Below are 17,772 nucleotides of genomic sequence, written 5' to 3'. Positions count from 1 at the left end.
CGGTTGGGACTGTTAACTTTTTTACCTGCCTGGATTGGGCAGTTTTTATAGTCATTCAACAGATGGACGCGCCAAGGGCGCAGGAAAAGAAGCGTTTTGAAGAAATCCACCGCAGCACCTAAAACAGTCGTTCCGCTCTGGCGCCAGCAATTGCACTACCGGCTCAAGGAAGGTGCATTGATCGCCATCGGTGCCTTGTGCCTGTTCCTGATGATGGCCTTGTTGACCTATGGCAAGGACGATCCGGGCTGGAGCCATAACAGCAAGATCGACGACGTACAGAACTTCGGCGGGCCTGCCGGCTCTTACAGCGCCGACATCCTGTTCATGGTCCTGGGTTACTTCGCCTACATTTTCCCGCTATTGCTGGCGATCAAAGCCTATCAGATCTTCCGTCAGCGCCACGAGCCATGGCAGTGGAGCGGCTGGCTGTTTTCCTGGCGCCTGATCGGCCTGGTGTTTCTGGTGCTGTCGGGCGCGGCGCTGGCCCATATCCATTTCCATGCGGCGACCGGTCTGCCGGCCGGCGCGGGCGGCGCTTTGGGTGAAAGCCTCGGCGACCTGGCGAAGAATGCCCTGAATATTCAGGGCAGCACGCTGCTGTTCATTGCGCTGTTCCTGTTCGGCCTGACGGTATTCACCGACCTGTCGTGGTTCAAGGTGATGGACGTCACCGGCAAGATCACCCTCGATTTGTTCGAATTGTTTCAGGGCGCGGCCAATCGCTGGTGGGCAGCCCGTACCGAACGCAAGCAACTGGTCGCCCAGCTACGTGAAGTCGACGATCGCGTGCATGACGTGGTTGCGCCGACGGTCACCGACAAGCGTGAGCAGGCCAAGGTCAAGGAACGCCTGATCGAGCGCGAGCAGGCCCTGAGCAAGCACATGTCCGAGCGTGAAAAGCAGGTGCCGCCGGTGATTGCTCCCGCGCCGCCCAAACCGGCCGCTCCGAGCAAGCGCGTGGAAAAAGAGAAACAGGCGCCGTTGTTCGTCGACAGCGCCGTGGAAGGCACCTTGCCGCCGATTTCGATTCTCGACCCGGCGGAAAAGAAACAACTCAATTATTCGCCTGAATCCCTGGCGGCCGTCGGCCACTTGCTGGAAATCAAGCTCAAGGAATTCGGCGTCGAAGTCTCGGTAGACTCGATTCATCCGGGCCCGGTCATTACCCGTTACGAAATCCAGCCTGCCGCCGGGGTGAAAGTCAGCCGCATTGCCAACCTGGCGAAAGACCTGGCTCGTTCCCTGGCCGTGACCAGCGTGCGCGTGGTGGAAGTGATTCCGGGCAAGACCACGGTCGGTATCGAGATCCCTAACGAAGACCGGCAGATCGTGCGGTTCTCCGAGGTCTTGTCGACCCCCGAGTACGATAACTTCAAGTCTCCGGTCACCCTGGCCCTGGGTCATGACATCGGCGGCAAACCGGTCATCACTGACCTGGCGAAAATGCCCCACTTGCTGGTGGCCGGTACGACCGGTTCCGGTAAGTCGGTGGGTGTGAACGCGATGATCCTGTCGATTCTGTTCAAGTCTGGCCCTGAAGACGCCAAGCTGATCATGATCGACCCGAAAATGCTTGAGCTGTCGATCTACGAAGGCATCCCGCACCTGCTGTGCCCGGTGGTCACCGACATGAAGGACGCCGCCAACGCCTTGCGCTGGAGCGTCGCCGAAATGGAACGGCGCTACAAACTGATGGCGAAGATGGGCGTGCGTAACCTGTCGGGCTTCAATGCCAAGGTCAAGGAAGCCCAGGACGCCGGCGAGCCGTTGAGCGATCCGCTGTACAAGCGCGAAAGCATCCACGACGAGGCACCGCTGCTGCAGAAGCTGCCGACCATCGTCGTGGTGGTCGACGAATTCGCCGACATGATGATGATCGTCGGCAAGAAGGTTGAAGAGCTGATTGCGCGTATCGCGCAGAAGGCGCGTGCGGCGGGTATCCACTTGATCCTCGCGACCCAGCGTCCGTCGGTGGACGTGATCACCGGTCTGATCAAGGCGAACATCCCGACGCGTATGGCGTTCCAGGTATCGAGCAAGATCGATTCGCGGACCATCATCGACCAGGGCGGCGCCGAACAACTGCTGGGCCACGGTGATATGTTGTACATGCCGCCGGGCACCAGCCTGCCGATTCGTGTTCACGGCGCATTCGTGTCCGATGACGAGGTGCACCGGGTGGTTGAAGCCTGGAAACTGCGCGGCGCGCCGGAGTACAACGATGACATCCTCGCCGGTGTCGAAGAGGCTGGTAGCGGCTTTGAAAATGGCGGCGGTGGCGGTGAAGATGATGCCGAAACCGACGCGCTCTACGACGAAGCGGTGCAGTTCGTCCTGGAAAGCCGTCGCGCATCCATCTCCGCGGTTCAGCGCAAGCTGAAAATCGGCTACAACCGCGCGGCGCGCATGATCGAAGCCATGGAAATGGCCGGGGTCGTAACGTCCATGAACACCAACGGTTCGCGTGAAGTCCTGGCCCCTGGCCCGGTGCGCGACTGATCCGGTATTGAAAGGGGCGGCGGCGTGAGACGCCGCCCGCACTCCCACGAATGTTTATGAGGACTCCCATGCGTCTTATCCGCATGCTGTTGCTGCCGGTACTGGCTCTGACCACGCTCTCGGCCCACGCCGACGACAAGGACGTGGCGCGTCTGACTCAACTGCTGGAAAAATCCCAGACCCTGACCGCGCGCTTCTCCCAGCTGACCCTCGATGGCAGCGGCACCCAGTTGCAAGAAACTGCGGGTGAAATGTCCTTGCAGCGTCCGGGCCTGTTCTACTGGCACACCAACGCGCCTGCCGAGCAAACCATGGTATCGGACGGCAAGAAAGTGACCCTGTGGGACCCGGATCTGGAACAGGCCACCATCAAGACCCTCGACCAGCGCCTGACCCAGACCCCGGCGTTGCTGCTGTCCGGTGATGTGTCCAAGATCAGCCAGAGCTTCGACATCAGCGCCAAGGAAGCCGGCGGCGTGATCGACTTCACCCTGAAGCCGAAAACCAAGGACACCCTGTTCGACAGCCTGCGCCTGTCGTTCCGCAATGGTCTGGTCAATGATATGCAGATGATCGACAGCGTCGGCCAGCGCACCAATATCCTGTTCACCGGCGTGAAGGCCAACGAGCCGATCCCGGCCTCAAAATTCAAGTTCGACATTCCCAAGGGTGCCGATGTGATCCAGGAGTAAACCTGTAGAAGCGGGCTTGTGTGGCAAGGGGGCTTGTCGGAACGCCGCATCACCCCGTTCAGCTGCAAAGCAGTCGTAAAGCTTTTGGGGCCGCTTCGCGACCCGACGGGGGCAAGCCCCCTCGCCACAGGTAGCTGCTCTTGTCACAGGGTGTTCGCCAAACTTGAGAATTGACTCGAGGTTTTAAAAGTACGTGATGGACCTGTTTCGCAGTGCCCCGATTGCTCAGCCTTTGGCCGCCCGTTTGCGTGCGGCCAATCTGGACGAGTACGTCGGTCAGGAACACGTGCTCGCTCGCGGCAAGCCTTTGCGCGAAGCCCTGGAGCAGGGTGCCCTGCACTCGATGATTTTCTGGGGGCCGCCGGGCGTGGGTAAAACCACCCTGGCGCGGCTGCTGGCGGAAGTCTCGGATGCGCACTTCGAAACGGTTTCGGCGGTGCTGGCCGGGGTCAAAGAGATTCGTCAGGCGGTGGAAGTCGCCAAGCAGCAGGCCGGGCAGTACGGTAAACGCACCATCCTGTTCGTTGATGAAGTACATCGCTTCAATAAGTCCCAGCAGGATGCGTTCCTGCCGTACGTTGAAGACGGCACGCTGATTTTCATCGGCGCGACCACGGAAAACCCCTCGTTCGAACTCAATAACGCGCTGCTGTCCCGGGCGCGCGTTTATGTGCTCAAAAGCCTCGACGAAGCCGCCCTGCGCAAGCTGGTGCATCGCGCGCTGACCGAAGAGCGCGGGCTGGGCAAGCGGCAACTGACCCTCAGCGACGAGGGCTTCCAGATGCTGCTGTCCGCCGCCGATGGCGATGGCCGGCGTTTGCTCAACCTGCTGGAAAATGCCTCGGACCTGGCCGAAGACCACAGCGAAATCGGCGTAGAACTGCTGCAAAGCCTGCTCGGCGATACCCGTCGGCGTTTCGACAAGGGCGGCGAAGCCTTCTACGACCAGATATCCGCGCTGCATAAATCGGTGCGCGGTTCCAACCCCGATGGCGCGTTGTACTGGTTCGCGCGAATGATCGATGGCGGCTGCGACCCGCTGTACCTGGCCCGACGCGTAGTGCGCATGGCCAGCGAAGACATCGGCAATGCCGACCCCCGCGCCCTGAGCCTGTGCCTGGCGGCGTGGGAAGTGCAGGAGCGCCTCGGCAGCCCCGAAGGCGAATTGGCGGTGGCCCAGGCCATTACGTATCTGGCTTGCGCGCCAAAAAGCAACGCGGTGTACATGGGCTTCAAGGCCGCGATGCGCAGCGCTACCGAACACGGTTCGCTGGAAGTGCCGCTGCACCTGCGCAATGCGCCGACCAAGTTGATGAAGCAATTGGGCTATGGCGATGAATATCGTTACGCCCACGATGAACCGGATGCCTACGCCGCTGGCGAAGATTACTTCCCGGACGAGTTGGAGCCACAACGGTTCTATCAACCCGTGCCCCGCGGCCTGGAGCTGAAGATCGGCGAAAAGCTCAACCACCTCGCGCAGCTTGACCGTTTAAGCCCTCGACAGCGGAGAAAATAGTGATTCCTTTGATCGTTGCGGTTTCTGTCGGCGGTGTCGCCGGCACGCTGTTGCGCTTCGCCACCGGTAACTGGATCAACGCGAATTGGCCGCGGCACTTCTATACCGCGACGCTGGCCGTTAATATCGTGGGCTGTTTGCTGATCGGCGTTCTATACGGCCTGTTTTTGATTCGCCCGGAGGTATCGTTTGCGGTACGCGCCGGGTTGATCGTTGGCTTCCTCGGGGGGCTGACGACTTTTTCATCCTTTTCACTGGATACGGTGCGCCTGCTGGAAACCGGGCAAGTGCCGCTGGCCTTGGGCTATGCGGCCATCAGCGTATTCGGCGGGCTGCTCGCCACCTGGGCTGGCCTGTCCTTGACCAAACTTTGATAACGAGAAACCGACATGCTCGATTCCAAACTGTTACGTAGCAACCTTCAGGACGTAGCGGACCGCCTGGCATCCCGTGGCTTTGCCCTGGATGTTGCGCGCATCGAAGCGCTGGAAGAACAGCGCAAGACCGTCCAGACCCGCACCGAAGCTCTGCAGGCTGAACGTAACGCGCGCTCCAAATCCATCGGCCAGGCCAAGCAGCGCGGCGAAGACATCGCGCCGCTGATGGCGGATGTCGAGCGCATGGCGGGCGAGTTGAGCGCCGGTAAAGTCGAGCTGGACGCGATCCAGACCGAGCTGGATTCGATCCTGCTGGGCATTCCGAACCTGCCGCACGAATCGGTGCCGGTCGGCGATGACGAAGAAGGCAACGTTGAAGTGCGCCGTTGGGGCACGCCAAAGACTTTCGACTTCCCGGTTCAGGACCACGTGGCCCTGGGCGAGAAGTTCGGCTGGCTGGATTTCGAAACCGCCGCCAAACTGTCCGGCGCCCGTTTCGCCCTGCTGCGCGGCCCGATCGCCCGTCTGCACCGTGCACTGGCGCAGTTCATGATCAACCTGCACATCAACGAACACGGTTACGAAGAGGCTTACACGCCTTATCTGGTACAAGCGCCGGCCCTGCAAGGCACCGGTCAGTTGCCGAAATTCGAAGAAGACCTGTTCAAGATCAGCCGCGACGGCGAAGCCGACCTGTACCTGATCCCGACTGCTGAAGTGTCGCTGACCAACATCGTGGCCGGCGAAATCGTCGATTCGAAGTTGTTGCCGATAAAGTTTGTGGCGCACACGCCGTGCTTCCGCAGCGAGGCCGGTGCGTCGGGTCGCGACACTCGCGGGATGATCCGTCAGCACCAGTTCGACAAAGTCGAGATGGTCCAGATCGTTGAGCCGTCGACCTCGATGCAAGCGCTGGAAAACCTGACCGCCAACGCCGAGAAAGTCCTGCAACTGCTGGAGCTGCCGTACCGCACCCTGGCGCTGTGCACCGGCGACATGGGCTTCAGCGCGGTCAAGACCTACGACCTGGAAGTGTGGATTCCGAGCCAGGACAAGTACCGCGAGATTTCGTCGTGCTCCAACTGTGGCGACTTCCAGGCCCGCCGCATGCAAGCGCGCTTCCGCAACCCGGAAACCGGCAAGCCTGAGCTGGTGCACACCCTGAACGGTTCCGGCCTGGCGGTCGGTCGTACCCTGGTGGCGGTACTTGAGAACTATCAGCAGGCCGACGGTTCGATCCGCGTGCCTGAAGTGCTCAAGCCGTACATGGGTGGCCTTGAGGTCATCGGCTAAATGGACTATCTGCCGCTGTTTCATAACCTTCGCGGCAGTCGTGTGTTGGTCGTCGGCGGGGGGGAGATTGCCTTGCGCAAATCCCGCCTGCTGGCCGAGGCCGGTGCGCTGCTGCGAGTGGTCGCGCCCGAAATCGAACCGCAATTGCGTGAGCTGGTAGCCGGCAGCGGTGGCGAGTGCCTGGTGCGGGGCTACGTCGAGGCGGATCTGGACGGTTGCGGGCTGATCATCGCCGCTACCGACGACGAACCGCTGAACGCGCAAGTCTCCGCCGATGCCCATCGGCGTTGCGTGCCGGTCAACGTGGTGGACGCGCCGGCCCTGTGCAGCGTGATCTTTCCGGCGATCGTCGACCGTTCGCCGCTGATCATTGCCGTGTCCAGTGGCGGCGATGCGCCGGTGCTGGCGCGGTTGATTCGCGCCAAGCTGGAAACCTGGATTCCTTCCACTTACGGTCAGCTGGCCGGTCTGGCGGCGCGTTTCCGCAACCAGGTCAAAGGCCTGTTTCCGGATGTGCAGCAGCGTCGGGCGTTCTGGGAGGAAGTGTTCCAGGGACCGATTGCCGACCGGCAACTGGCCGGGCAGGGCGCCGAGGCCGAGCGCTTGATGTTGGCCAAAATCAATGGCGAAGCCCCTGTAGCCACTGGCGAGGTTTATCTGGTGGGCGCCGGGCCGGGTGATCCCGACCTGTTGACCTTCCGCGCCTTGCGCCTGATGCAGCAAGCCGACGTGGTGTTGTATGACCGTCTGGTGGCGCCGGCGATTCTGGATTTGTGCCGTCGCGATGCCGAGCGGGTCTACGTCGGCAAGCGCCGCGCCGATCACGCCGTGCCTCAGGAACAGATCAACCAGCATCTGGTGGATCTGGCCAAGGCCGGCAAGCGCGTGGTGCGCTTGAAGGGTGGCGATCCGTTCATTTTCGGGCGTGGCGGCGAAGAGATCGAAGAACTGGCGGCCCATGGCATCCCGTTCCAGGTCGTGCCGGGCATTACCGCTGCCAGCGGTTGCGCGGCGTATGCCGGGATTCCGCTGACTCACCGCGATTACGCGCAGTCAGTGCGGTTTGTCACCGGGCACCTCAAGGACGGTTCCACCGATTTGCCGTGGGCCGACCTGGTTGCGCCGGCGCAAACCCTGGTGTTCTACATGGGGCTGGTGGGCTTGCCGATCATCTGCGAGCAGTTGATCAAGCACGGTCGCGCGGCCGATACCCCGGCGGCGTTGATCCAGCAGGGCACCACGGTCAATCAGCGGGTATTTACCGGCACCCTGGCCGACCTGCCACGGCTGGTGGCGGAACATGAAGTGCATGCGCCGACACTGGTGATCGTTGGGGAAGTGGTGCAACTGCGCGAGAAACTGGCGTGGTTCGAAGGGGCTCAGGCGCAGGTCTAGAGACCGAGTCGCTCCATTCGCGGGCAAGCCTCGCTCCTACGGTTCTCCATCGACCTGTAGGAGCGAGGCTTGCCCGCGAAGAGGCCCTCAAATCTTGCACAAGCCTCAGGCCTTGCGCCAAACCCCTTTCCCGCTCAACCGCCCCCGATCATGTGCCATGTTGAAATCCTGCGCCGGCCCTTTCGGCACAATTCCGGTCGGATTGATGGTCTTGTGGCTGCCGTAGTAGTGGTTCTTGATGTGGGTGAAATCCACCGTCTCGGCAATCCCGGGCCACTGATAAATCTCCCGTAGCCAGTTCGACAGGCTCGGATAATCGGCAATCCGCCGCAGATTGCATTTGAAGTGGCCGTGATACACCGCATCAAAACGAATCAGCGTGGTGAACAATCGGATATCCGCTTCGGTCAGGTATTCGCCCGTCAGGTAACGATTGGCGCCCAGCAGCTGCTCCAGCCGATCCAGCTCAGCAAATAACTCATCGAACGCCTCTTCGTAAGCCTGTTGCGAGGTGGCGAATCCGGCGCGATAGACGCCGTTGTTCACCGCCGGATAAATCCGTTCGTTCAGGGCGTCGATTTCGCTGCGCAGCGGTGCCGGGTAGAAATCCAGGTCATTGCCGGTCAAGTCATCGAACGCACTGTTGAACATGCGGATGATCTCCGCCGATTCATTGCTGACGATGCGGTTGGTCTGTTTGTCCCACAGCACCGGCACGGTGACACGGCCGGTGTAGTCGGCGGTATCGGCGGTGTAGCGCTGGTGCATGAAATTGAAATGATCGAGCTTGTCGCCGGTCGATCCGAGGTTTTTATCGAAGGTCCAGCCGTTTTCCAGCATCAACCAGCTGACCACCGACACATCGATCAGGCTTTCCAGGCCTTTGAGTTTGCGCAGGATCAGCGTGCGATGGGCCCACGGGCAGGCGAGGGACACATAGAGGTGATAGCGACCGGCCTCGGCGGCAAAACCACCGACGCCGCTCGGGCCTGGCTTGCCATCGGCGGTCAGCCAGTTACGACGCTGCGCCTGTTCACGCTGGAACGCGCCATCCTTGCTGCTTTGGTACCACTGATCCTGCCAGCGACCTTCGACTAACAAACCCATGTGCCTGACTCCTCAACCTATAAGCGTTGGAGAGGAGTCTATGCGCATAGGTTTGAACAAAAAGCGCAAAGGTTGGGCTGTTATGATCGATTAAATCGATCGGTCCCGGGCGTCCCAATATTGCTGGGCGGTTTCGAAGGCTTGGTCGCGAGGCTGGCCGAGGCCGCGCAAGGCCAGGGCCATGGTCGAGATCAGCGCCATCTGCGGGTAGCTGTCGACCACATCGCCACGCCATACGGCTTTCAAGTGCTCGGGATCCAGGCTCGCCGGTTTGACGTGGCGCTGGCTCGACAGCTGCGGCCATTCTTCATCCCAGCTTTCGCCGCCGGTGGTGCCATACAGGTGACTGTCGGCGTCCGGGTTGATCTCAATCTCGCCGCCATCGCCCTTGACGACGATTGCCGTGTCCCCGAGCAGACCGCTGGCATCGCGATGCACCGCCTGGTAGCCGGGGTGGAAAATGCTTTGCAGGCCACAACGGGCGCCCAATGGGTTGAGAATCCGCGCCAGGGAATGGATCGGCGAGCGCAGGCCCAGGGTGTTGCGCAGGTCGATCATTCGCTGAAGCTGGGGGGCCCAGTCCACCAATGGCATGAACGCCAGGCCGCCCTGATCGAGTGCCGCACCGACCTGCTGCCAGTTGCGGCACAACGGTATGTTCAGCGTCTCGAGCAGTTGTTCACTGTACAGCCGACCCGCCGTGTGTGCGCCACCGCCATGCATGAAGATGCGCACGCCGTTCTGCGCCAGGCACTTGGCCGCCAGCAGATACCACGGCAAATGCCGCTTCTTGCCGGCGTACGTCGGCCAGTCCAGATCGACCGCCAGCGCCGGTGGATTCAGGCGTTCACGCAAGGCTTCGGTGAATCCGGCCATTTCCTCGGCGCTCTCTTCCTTGTGCCGCAACAGCATCAGGAACGCGCCGAGCTGGGTGTCCTCGACCTTGTCGTCGAGCACCATGCCCATGGCTTGGCGGGCTTCTTCGCGGGTCAAATCACGGGCGCCACGTTTGCCTTTGCCCAAGATCCGCACGAACTGGGCGAACGGGTGCTCGGCGGGCGTTTCGAGGGTCAGCGCTGGATAGTCGGTCATAAGCAATTCGTCGGTTTGGGCAGGCCCGCCAGTTTCGCGGCGAGTTTGGCAGGGGTGCCTTTGAACAGTCGGTTCAGGTGCAGGCTGTTGCCCTTGTCGGGGCCGAGCTTCAATGCGGTGTACTTGATCAACGGGCGGGTCGCCGGGGACAACTGGAATTCATCGTAGAAACTGCGCAGCAGTTCGAGGATTTCCCAATGTTCCTGGCTCAACTCGATGTCTTCGGCGGCGGCGAGAGCGGTGGCCACCTCGGTAGACCAGTCGCTCAGTTCCACCAGGAAACCGTCCTTGTCCAGTTCAATGGCGCGGGCGCCAACGGTCAGGGATTTCATAGCCAACTGTTGACCTTGTCATAGTGAATCGACAGTTCGACGAAGGCCGGGTAGTCAATGGCACTGGCCCAGTCCGGAACTTGCACAGCACGGGCCTGTGCGTCTTCGGCCAGTACGAACAGTTTCAGGTTGCGAGCATGCAAAGAGCTGAATGGCGCGGTGCCTGGCTGCAAGGCATAGGCCGCATCGCCACTCAGCAGCAGCGCATCGTTGGGGCCGATCACGCGCAGGCAACTGCTCAGGCGCTCGTCGCCGAAAGGGGAATGAGACAACACATGCAAAGTCGACATCAGAGGGTGATCACCTGGTCGTAACGGTCAATAAGGGCGGTGATGTCCTGGGCGCTCAGTACCCGGGCTTCTTCAAGCGACAGACCTTTGGGGTCCAGGCCTCGGGCCGCTACGCTGTCAGCGCATACGAACAGGTCTTCGACGCCGAACATCGGCAAGGCTTGCAGGTTGGCGCTCAGGTCTTTTTGCTGCAACGCCTTGGCGTCCTGTTTCGCAGCGAGCTGGAACACGCCGTCATCGAGAAACAGCAGGCCGATTGGCAAATCGAAAGCACCGCCGGCCAATACAATGTCCAGCGCTTCCCGCGCATTCGGCCCGGACCACGGCGCCTGACGGCTGATAATCAGCAAGGATTTAGCCATCTCACGCGCCTCCGAAACAGATCAGGCGGTCAGCGTCCTGCACCGCGTCATGCAACTGGCCAAGGCCGGACAATTCCCACGGCGCGCCCACTGCGACCGCTTCACGCTGATAGCGCTGGGCTTCTTCCTCGTTCAGCACGCCACGACGCAGGGCGGCGGCGATGCAGACCACGCCATCGAGTTGATGCTCGCTGACAAAGGTGCGCCATTGTTTCGGCAAGTCCTGCTCATCCTGAGGCGTGACCACACTGCCGGACGCGTTGTAGACGCCATCCTGATAGAAAAACAGCCGGACAATCTCATGTCCGCTGGCCAGCGCGGCTTGGGCGAACAGCAAGGCTCGGCGCGAGGAGGGCGCATGGGCGGCGGAAAACAGCGCAATGGCGAATTTCATGACGGACTCGATCAGCAAAACTGCGGCCATGATAAAGCTTTATCGGCAGGGCGGCGAAGGGCTTTGGGTAGGTGAGATTGCGACGGTTACTTGGTCAGCCCATACAACTCGCAATACTCAAGCCAGTCCATACCGGCCATCTCGGCAACTTCCTTGTGCACCTCCAGGCGTTGGGCGTGGTAATCCTCAGGCGTGGCGGCGGTCAATTGCAGTGTCAGCTCCCAGGCAAACAAACCCAGGCGCTCGGCCTCGGCTTCGAACGCTTCATGCAAGCGTTCGTCGCGGTACTGCGCCATCGTCTCGCCTTTGGCCTGGGCGAGCAGGGGATTGAGATTGTCTAGCTCAAGACGCAGCTCAGGGCGTTCATCGAGGAATTTTCTCAGCGCCTGTTCGTGTTGCTGTTCGGTTGCCGCCATGGTCACTCCTTGAGGGGATTACGAAGACTGCTTTTTGCTCGCCTTGGCAGCCGCGGCCAGGCACTCGAGGGCAAACTGCTCGGTGTAGGTCATTTGGATCGGCGTGGTTTCGCCTTTGACGGTTCTTTCGCCGTCGAGAATGTAGCGAATCCGCTTGTCGGTGACGCCAATTCGCTTGGCGATCCAGGCCGGCGTCTGACCGATCTGGCTGATCAGTTTGTCGGCGTAGTCGGTGGACGGTTTGTAGAACTCGGCGTTGGGTGTCATGGCTTTCCTGAAAAATGGGCGATGCGACGATATCGGCGCGACAGGGTGCGCGAATCGTTGCGCGGTGTCGCGGTATAAATGAAGTAAAGCAGAACGATACGCCGCGCCGCGGTGGTAAAGTCCGCTTTTTCCTGATGAGCGAACGCAATGCGAATTCTGATGGTGGCGCTGGCCGCAACCTTGCTGGCGGGCTGCGCCGGATCGGCGATGAACGACGCCCGCACCAAAACCCCGTACAAAACCCTGACCTCGGACAAACCGGAAAAAGTCGTCGCCCAGTGCGTGCAGTTTGCCTGGCAGGACGAGGCGGTGTTCGGCGTCGATGCCGGTGCGTATTTGCAGCCGGGCAAGAAGGGCGGCTCGACGGTCTACACCCGTTCGGCCGAATCTTTCGTGGACGTGACCAGCGATGCTTCAGGCACGGCCTTGAGCTACTACGCCCAGCATGATGATTTTGTCGCCAAGCGCCGTTTGGCGGCGTTGGCGACCTGTTTGTAAGCAAGATCGAAGATCCAGAAAAGATCGCAGCCTCGTTTCACTCGACAGCTCCTACAGGGGAATACAAAACCCATGTAGGAGCTGTGTAGGAGCTGTCGAGTGAAACGAGGCTGCGATCTTTTAAGGCACCCCAAAAACCGAAGCTTACAAATCCATCAAACGCTTCTGGAAAAAGAAGCGCTTATGGCCCGGCGGGTAATCGGCAATCTGCCCCAGCTCGCTGTAGCCGTGTTTCTTGTAAAACTCCGGCGCCTGGAAGTCGAAGGTGTCCAGCCAGATCCCGATGCACTCTTTCTCCCGCGCCAGGTCTTCGGCCATCTGCATCAGCTTCGAACCCAGCCCTTGTCCCCGTGCCTGGTCCGGTACCGACAACAATTCAATGAAAAACCACCGATAAAACACTCGGCCATAAAGCCCGCCGAGAATCTCGTCGTTGTCATCGCGCACCAACAAGGCAATCTGCTCTGACACCGTGGGCCCGGCTTTTGAGGCGTTGTAGGCGCGCAGCGGTGTGAGGATCGCTTCGCGTTCTTCCTGGGTGGCGTTTTCCGACAGTTCAATTCGCAGGGTCATGGGCTACATCCATATGGCAAAGAGAGAGCCTATCGCGATCGTAGTTTGTTTGGAACTCTCGGGCCGCTGACCTGAAGCACACAATCATTTGTTACTTTGGCGTGTAGTCCAATTGGATTTCTAGTAACTCCAACCCTCTGAATCAACACGTTCTGAAGGATTGGACAAAGCGTTAAAAAAAGAGGCCCGGCAACCATGCCGGGCTTTTCTGTTTTCGCCTAACATGGACGCCCTCTGACGAAAATAAGGATGAATTGTCATGTCGAACACAGCCGAGCGGGTCAACATCATCGAGTCCCAGGTGTTGTCCCACAACTGGTATCTGCTGAAGAAAATCACGTTCGATTACCTGCGCAACAACGGCGACTGGCAGCGCCAGAGCCGCGAGGTCTACGACCGTGGCAACGGCGCGGCGATTCTGCTGTTCAACCGCGAGAAAAAAACTGTCGTGCTGACTCGCCAGTTCCGGTTGCCGGTGTTCGTCAACGGCCATGATGGTTTGTTGATTGAAGTGGCGGCGGGGCTGCTGGAAGGCGCTGCGCCTGAAGAGCGCATTCGCGCTGAAGCCGAAGAGGAAACCGGCTATCGCGTCCACCATGTGCAGAAGGTGTTCGAGTCCTACATGAGCCCCGGTTCGGTCACGGAGAAACTGCATTTCTTTATCGCCGAATACGACGCGTCTTCAAAGGTCAGCGAGGGCGGTGGGCTGGAAGACGAAACCGAAGAACTGGAAGTGCTGGAGTGGAAATTCGACGACGCCCTTGAGGCGTTTTATCGCGGGGAGATCTGCGATGCCAAGACCATCATGCTGCTGCAGTATGCGGCGATGAAGGACATTTTCGGACCGGTCTGAGTCGGCGGGGTGTGCCTGGATCGAGAGAGCGTTCAGGCACAATGGTCGAGCGTTTCGGCACAGTAATCGCCCAGCGCTCTCTCTAGACTCGTGCTTCACGCCAAGACACCGATGAGGTCACGATGAACATTCGAATTATCCTATCCGCATTGTCCATGGGGGTCGTCCTCACTGGGCACGCAGCCGACTTCTCGCTGACGAGCCAGGATATTGCTGAAAATCGCCCGCTGACCAGTCGCGAGGTATTCCAGGGTTTCGGTTGTGAAGGGGGAAATACGTCTCCGCAACTGTCCTGGTCCAACGCCCCGGCGGAGACTAAAAGTTACGCAATCACGGTCTATGACCCTGATGCGCCGACCGGCAGCGGCTGGTGGCATTGGACGGTGGTCAACTTACCGGCTTCAACCAAAAGTCTGCCAAGCGGGGTCGGTTCGAACCTGCCTGCCGGTGCCGTACAAGGACGAACCGATTATGGCCAACCGGGATTTGGCGGAGCGTGCCCTCCTGTGGGAGATAAGCCCCATCGCTATCAATTCACCGTATGGGCGTTGAAAGTCGATAAGCTGCCACTCGACAGCCAGGCCAGCGGAGCCTTGGTGGGCTATATGCTCAATGCCAACGCCTTGGCCAAAGCGACCATCACTTCAACTTACGGACGTTAAGAACGATGCGCCCTTGTGACGGCATCCAGCACCGGGAAAACATTATCGATGCGTGTGTCATCCGGGCGCGGCAGCCTCATACCTTGCAACGGGTGCCGATCTTCGCGACCACCTTGTGTCGAGTGCGGCAGGGGGAAAAGCTGTTGCAATGGGATGACCGGGAGATGCGTGCAGGGCCGCAACACTTGATCCTTATGCCGGCCGGGCGCGAGCTTGGCATCTCGAACTTCCCCGGCCTTCATGGTCACTACATCGCTGATGTCGTGACCTTTCCCGCTTCGACACTGCGCAACTTCAGCAGTCGATATGGCCGGCAGATCATGAGTGGTCACCGTGCCCCGAAGACAGATCTGTGTGTGCCTCTGGACAGGCATACGACGCAGGCATGGGAGCAGTTATTGGCCGCCATCAATGCGAACGCTCCGGATGCATTGCGCACCCACTATGGGGAAGCGGTTCTGCTCAGCCTGGGCCTCAATGGCCACGCCGGACCGCTGCTGACGGATCGCAATGATCCACTGTGCGAACGTGTGCAGCAGTTGCTGATGGGCAGCCCTGAGAGCGACTGGACGGTTGCGAGCGTTGCACAACACCTGAACCTTGGTGAGTCGACGTTGCGGCGCCAACTGGCCAATGAGGGGAGCAGTTTCAGGAATATTCTGGAAAGTGTTCGACTTGCAACGGCGCTGCAATGGTTGCAAACCACTTCTCGGCCCATCGGTGAAATTGCCGGCGCCAGCGGCTACGCCTCGGCCTCACGTTTTGCCGTGCGCTTTCGCTCACACTATGGCCTGTCGCCACGGGAATTGCGGGCGACGATTTAGGTATTCCTGTGCGCGGTGAAACTGTGCGTTCTTTGGCGAGCGTGCTTGCTTGCGCCGTTATCTGTGGCGAGGGGGCTTGCCCCCGTTGGGTCGCGAAGCGGCCCCAAACCCCCGCAATTGCATGTTTTCAGGTACATCGCATGCACCGGTTTACGACTGCTTCGCAGCCGAACGGGGTTAAGCCCCCTCGCCACAGGGTTGGGCGCGATCAGAGCCCATAAACGGCCTTGATCAGGCCGTTTTTTTTGCGCGCTGGAACAAGGGGATCACGGCATTTCCGGCAACTCTTGCGGCCGCAAATCAAACACCAGCACCTCGGCGTCCACGCCATTGCTCAAGGTCAGCACCCGTTCTTCACGAACCCGTACGCCGTCGCCTTCGCGCAGCTGCATACCGTTCAATTCGACACTGCCCCGCGCCACATGCACATAAGCGTAGCGATCGGCGGCCAGTTCCAGCGTGGCGCTTTCCTTGCCGTCGAACAGGCCGGCATACACTCGCGCATCCTGCCGGACTTTCAGCGAACCGTTGGCCCCGTCCGGGGAGATGATCAGCTGCAAGCGGCCGCGTTTTTTCTGGGTACTGAAATGCTCTTGCTGATAACGCGGTTTGGCGCCGCTGACGTCGGGCACGATCCAGATTTGCAGGAAGTGCACCGGGCGTGTCGATGAGTGGTTGTATTCACTGTGCGCCACGCCACTGCCGGCGCTCATCAATTGCACGTCGCCAGGGCGGATCACCGAACCGGTGCCCAGCGTGTCCTTGTGTTCCAGCGCGCCTTCGAGCACGTAGGAGAAAATCTCCATGTCGCGGTGAGGGTGCTGGCCAAAGCCTTTGCCGGCGGCCACGCGGTCGTCGTTGATCACCAACAGGTCGGAAAAACCCTGTTCCCGCGGGTTGCGGTAGTTGGCAAAGGAAAAGGTATGGAACGACTTCAACCAACCGTGATTGGCCGCGCCGCGATCCGAAGCTTTGCGAAGGGTCAGCATTATGAAATCTCCTGTCAGGACGTGAATTCGTCCGAGTGAGGAGAAGGTTAATGGTTACGCTTAAGTGCAATAAGTAGATGAAAATTGAAATACTGTCTCTTGCAGGTTGACAGTTATGTGAGCGGGTTCATGTATGCTTGTTGTTACATGTGGCCATAATGCCGGGCGCCAGACCTGTGGGCGGCGCAGTGGTATTGAACAGTTCTCTATTAGTGACTTTGAATCCATGAAAACCGTGGCAATGGTGTTGTTCCCAGACTTTCTCCTGCTCGACATGGCCGGTCCCATGGAAGTGTTTTCCATCGCCAATCGTTATCTGCAACCGGCGGACCGATACGAGCTGTTGACCATCGGCACCGAGCAGGGCGCATTGCGGGCCTCCAATGGCGTCAGCGTCCAGGCCGATCTGCACATCGATCAGGCGAACGGGCACTATGACGTGCTGCTGGTGCCGGGCGGGCCGGGGGCTTACAACGAAAAGCATCCGCCGCTGCTCAACTGGCTTCAGGGTGCCGTCAGCCGTGCGAACCGATACGGGTCGATCTGCACCGGCGCGTTCGTGCTTGGGCATGCCGGATTGCTGGACGGCTTTCGCGTGACCACTCATTGGCATTACACCGAACGACTGATCAAAGGCTTCCCCAAGGCCATCGTCGAGACCGATCAGATTTTCGTGCAGGACCGCAACCTCATCACTTCCGGCGGTGTCACCGCCGGCATCGACCTGGCGCTGGCGGTGGTTGCCCAGGACCACGGCAAGAAAGTCGCCCAGGATGTGGCCAAAGTGCTGCTGGTAGTGATGAAACGCCAGGGCGGGCAGGCGCAGTTCAGTCCGTTGATGGCCGCGGTGGGCCCCCAGGAAACGCCAGTCACCCGGGTGCAGAACCATGTGCTCGAGCACCTCGACGAAGCGTTCGGTATTGAGCGTATGGCCAGTCTGGTGAACATGAGTGCGCGGCACTTCGCCAGGGTTTTCACTCGGGAAGTGAATATGACGCCGATGGAGTTTCTGCAAAGCGCGCGCATCGATCACGCCAGGAATCTGTTGGAAACCAGCGAGCTGCCGCTCAAGACCGTGGCCTATAAAAGTGGCTTCGGCAGCGTGCGCCATATGCGCTTTCTGTTTAGTGAAAAGCTCGGCCTGACCCCCACCCAGTACCGCGAGCAGTTCAGTTAACGCGCTGTTGTCCGTTGTGCGCACCGCGATGACCGTGATGCTCCTCCCATGGCCGTTGTACCGTCACCCATGCCTGCCAAGATACCCGTGAACTCTTTTTTTGGAGGTGCGGGAGCCTGGATGGGCGGGTTCGATGGAGCTTGAAGTTCCTTGAGCCG

21 protein-coding genes are annotated in these 17,772 nt (G+C 60.0%); 11 read left to right on the top strand and 10 right to left on the bottom strand.

From position 1 onward, the window contains the following. The first annotated feature begins 96 nt into the window (after window positions 1–96). The 6 genes from ACEN9A_RS18730 to cysG all read left to right on the top strand — a co-directional run bounded on the left by ACEN9A_RS18730 (window position 97) and on the right by cysG (window position 7,778). Window positions 97–2,502, top strand: coding sequence for a DNA translocase FtsK (locus ACEN9A_RS18730; RefSeq protein WP_019580089.1), 2,406 nt, complete (start codon window positions 97–99; stop codon window positions 2,500–2,502). 68 nt (window positions 2,503–2,570) lie between these two features. Continuing rightward, complete coding sequence (gene lolA, locus ACEN9A_RS18725) at window positions 2,571–3,194, top strand: outer membrane lipoprotein periplasmic chaperone LolA (protein WP_018925528.1); 624 nt, start codon at window positions 2,571–2,573, stop codon at window positions 3,192–3,194. A 196-nt stretch (window positions 3,195–3,390) separates the two neighbouring features. Next, entirely contained in the window at window positions 3,391–4,713 is a 1,323-nt protein-coding gene (locus ACEN9A_RS18720) for a replication-associated recombination protein A (RefSeq protein WP_258669400.1), read from the top strand. Continuing rightward, a complete protein-coding gene (gene crcB / locus ACEN9A_RS18715; RefSeq protein ID WP_007941127.1) occupies window positions 4,713–5,087 on the top strand; it encodes a fluoride efflux transporter CrcB in 375 nt (124 codons plus the stop codon). Before ACEN9A_RS18720 ends, crcB begins: the two co-directional genes overlap by 1 nt. A 15-nt stretch (window positions 5,088–5,102) precedes the next feature. Continuing rightward, the gene (gene serS, locus ACEN9A_RS18710; protein ID WP_258669397.1) at window positions 5,103–6,383 is read left to right on the top strand and encodes a serine--tRNA ligase; all 1,281 of its coding nucleotides are present in this window, start codon (window positions 5,103–5,105) and stop codon (window positions 6,381–6,383) included. After that, on the top strand, window positions 6,384–7,778 hold the full coding sequence (cysG, locus tag ACEN9A_RS18705) for a siroheme synthase CysG (RefSeq protein ID WP_258669394.1): 1,395 nt from the start codon (window positions 6,384–6,386) through the stop codon (window positions 7,776–7,778). Window positions 7,779–7,883: 105 nt separating this feature from the next. On the opposite strand, the gene ACEN9A_RS18700 is transcribed toward cysG, so the two are convergent. From ACEN9A_RS18700 to ACEN9A_RS18665, 8 genes are all read right to left on the bottom strand, one after another. Beyond that, window positions 7,884–8,885 carry a glutathione S-transferase family protein gene (locus ACEN9A_RS18700; protein ID WP_258669386.1) on the bottom strand — a complete coding sequence of 334 codons (1,002 nt, stop codon included), beginning with the start codon at window positions 8,883–8,885 and terminating at the stop codon, window positions 7,884–7,886. A 90-nt stretch (window positions 8,886–8,975) separates the two neighbouring features. Then, the gene (locus ACEN9A_RS18695) at window positions 8,976–9,977 is read right to left on the bottom strand and encodes a glycosyl transferase family protein (protein ID WP_258669383.1); all 1,002 of its coding nucleotides are present in this window, start codon (window positions 9,975–9,977) and stop codon (window positions 8,976–8,978) included. Beyond that, on the bottom strand, window positions 9,974–10,309 hold the full coding sequence (locus tag ACEN9A_RS18690) for a TusE/DsrC/DsvC family sulfur relay protein (RefSeq protein WP_258669380.1): 336 nt from the start codon (window positions 10,307–10,309) through the stop codon (window positions 9,974–9,976). Before ACEN9A_RS18690 ends, ACEN9A_RS18695 begins: the two co-directional genes overlap by 4 nt. Further along, window positions 10,306–10,599 (bottom strand): sulfurtransferase complex subunit TusB, encoded by a 294-nt coding sequence (tusB, locus tag ACEN9A_RS18685; RefSeq protein WP_258669365.1) that lies wholly within the window; start codon window positions 10,597–10,599, stop codon window positions 10,306–10,308. Before tusB ends, ACEN9A_RS18690 begins: the two co-directional genes overlap by 4 nt. Continuing rightward, window positions 10,599–10,961 (bottom strand): sulfurtransferase complex subunit TusC, encoded by a 363-nt coding sequence (gene tusC / locus ACEN9A_RS18680; protein WP_028941281.1) that lies wholly within the window; start codon window positions 10,959–10,961, stop codon window positions 10,599–10,601. The genes tusB and tusC overlap by 1 nt, the downstream gene beginning before the upstream one ends. 1 nt (window position 10,962) lies before the next feature. Then, entirely contained in the window at window positions 10,963–11,355 is a 393-nt protein-coding gene (gene tusD, locus ACEN9A_RS18675; RefSeq protein ID WP_258669362.1) for a sulfurtransferase complex subunit TusD, read from the bottom strand. Between the two features lie 86 nt (window positions 11,356–11,441). Then, entirely contained in the window at window positions 11,442–11,771 is a 330-nt protein-coding gene (locus ACEN9A_RS18670; RefSeq protein WP_258669359.1) for a DUF6388 family protein, read from the bottom strand. Between the two features lie 18 nt (window positions 11,772–11,789). Next, window positions 11,790–12,038, bottom strand: coding sequence for a hypothetical protein (locus tag ACEN9A_RS18665; RefSeq protein ID WP_007941139.1), 249 nt, complete (start codon window positions 12,036–12,038; stop codon window positions 11,790–11,792). 147 nt (window positions 12,039–12,185) lie between these two features. Here ACEN9A_RS18665 and ACEN9A_RS18660 point away from each other — a divergent pair, with 147 nt between their 5' ends. Then, the gene (locus ACEN9A_RS18660) at window positions 12,186–12,536 is read left to right on the top strand and encodes a hypothetical protein (protein WP_007941140.1); all 351 of its coding nucleotides are present in this window, start codon (window positions 12,186–12,188) and stop codon (window positions 12,534–12,536) included. 144 nt (window positions 12,537–12,680) lie between these two features. Here the strand turns inward: ACEN9A_RS18660 and ACEN9A_RS18655 are convergent, their stop codons facing one another. Further along, entirely contained in the window at window positions 12,681–13,109 is a 429-nt protein-coding gene (locus ACEN9A_RS18655) for a GNAT family N-acetyltransferase (protein ID WP_258669356.1), read from the bottom strand. Between the two features lie 259 nt (window positions 13,110–13,368). Between ACEN9A_RS18655 and ACEN9A_RS18650 the strand changes: the two genes are divergently transcribed. From ACEN9A_RS18650 to ACEN9A_RS18640, 3 genes are all read left to right on the top strand, one after another. Continuing rightward, on the top strand, window positions 13,369–13,962 hold the full coding sequence (locus tag ACEN9A_RS18650; protein ID WP_018925541.1) for an NUDIX domain-containing protein: 594 nt from the start codon (window positions 13,369–13,371) through the stop codon (window positions 13,960–13,962). A 122-nt stretch (window positions 13,963–14,084) separates the two neighbouring features. After that, window positions 14,085–14,624 (top strand): kinase inhibitor, encoded by a 540-nt coding sequence (locus ACEN9A_RS18645; protein WP_026331779.1) that lies wholly within the window; start codon window positions 14,085–14,087, stop codon window positions 14,622–14,624. 5 nt (window positions 14,625–14,629) lie between these two features. After that, window positions 14,630–15,448: a helix-turn-helix transcriptional regulator gene (locus ACEN9A_RS18640; protein ID WP_258669354.1), complete on the top strand. Its 819-nt coding sequence runs from the start codon at window positions 14,630–14,632 to the stop codon at window positions 15,446–15,448. A 266-nt stretch (window positions 15,449–15,714) separates the two neighbouring features. Here ACEN9A_RS18640 and ACEN9A_RS18635 read toward each other — a convergent pair whose 3' ends face one another. Then, window positions 15,715–16,437: a pirin family protein gene (locus tag ACEN9A_RS18635; RefSeq protein WP_258669351.1), complete on the bottom strand. Its 723-nt coding sequence runs from the start codon at window positions 16,435–16,437 to the stop codon at window positions 15,715–15,717. 226 nt (window positions 16,438–16,663) lie between these two features. On the opposite strand from ACEN9A_RS18635, the gene ACEN9A_RS18630 reads away from it, so the two are divergent. Next, window positions 16,664–17,614 (top strand): GlxA family transcriptional regulator, encoded by a 951-nt coding sequence (locus ACEN9A_RS18630; RefSeq protein ID WP_258669348.1) that lies wholly within the window; start codon window positions 16,664–16,666, stop codon window positions 17,612–17,614. Window positions 17,615–17,772: the final 158 nt, after the last annotated feature.

It is taken from the genome of Pseudomonas sp. Pseusp18, assembly GCF_059506005.1.
Note: the sequence above shows the minus strand (reverse complement) of the source record. Positions and strands in the feature narration are given on the sequence as shown.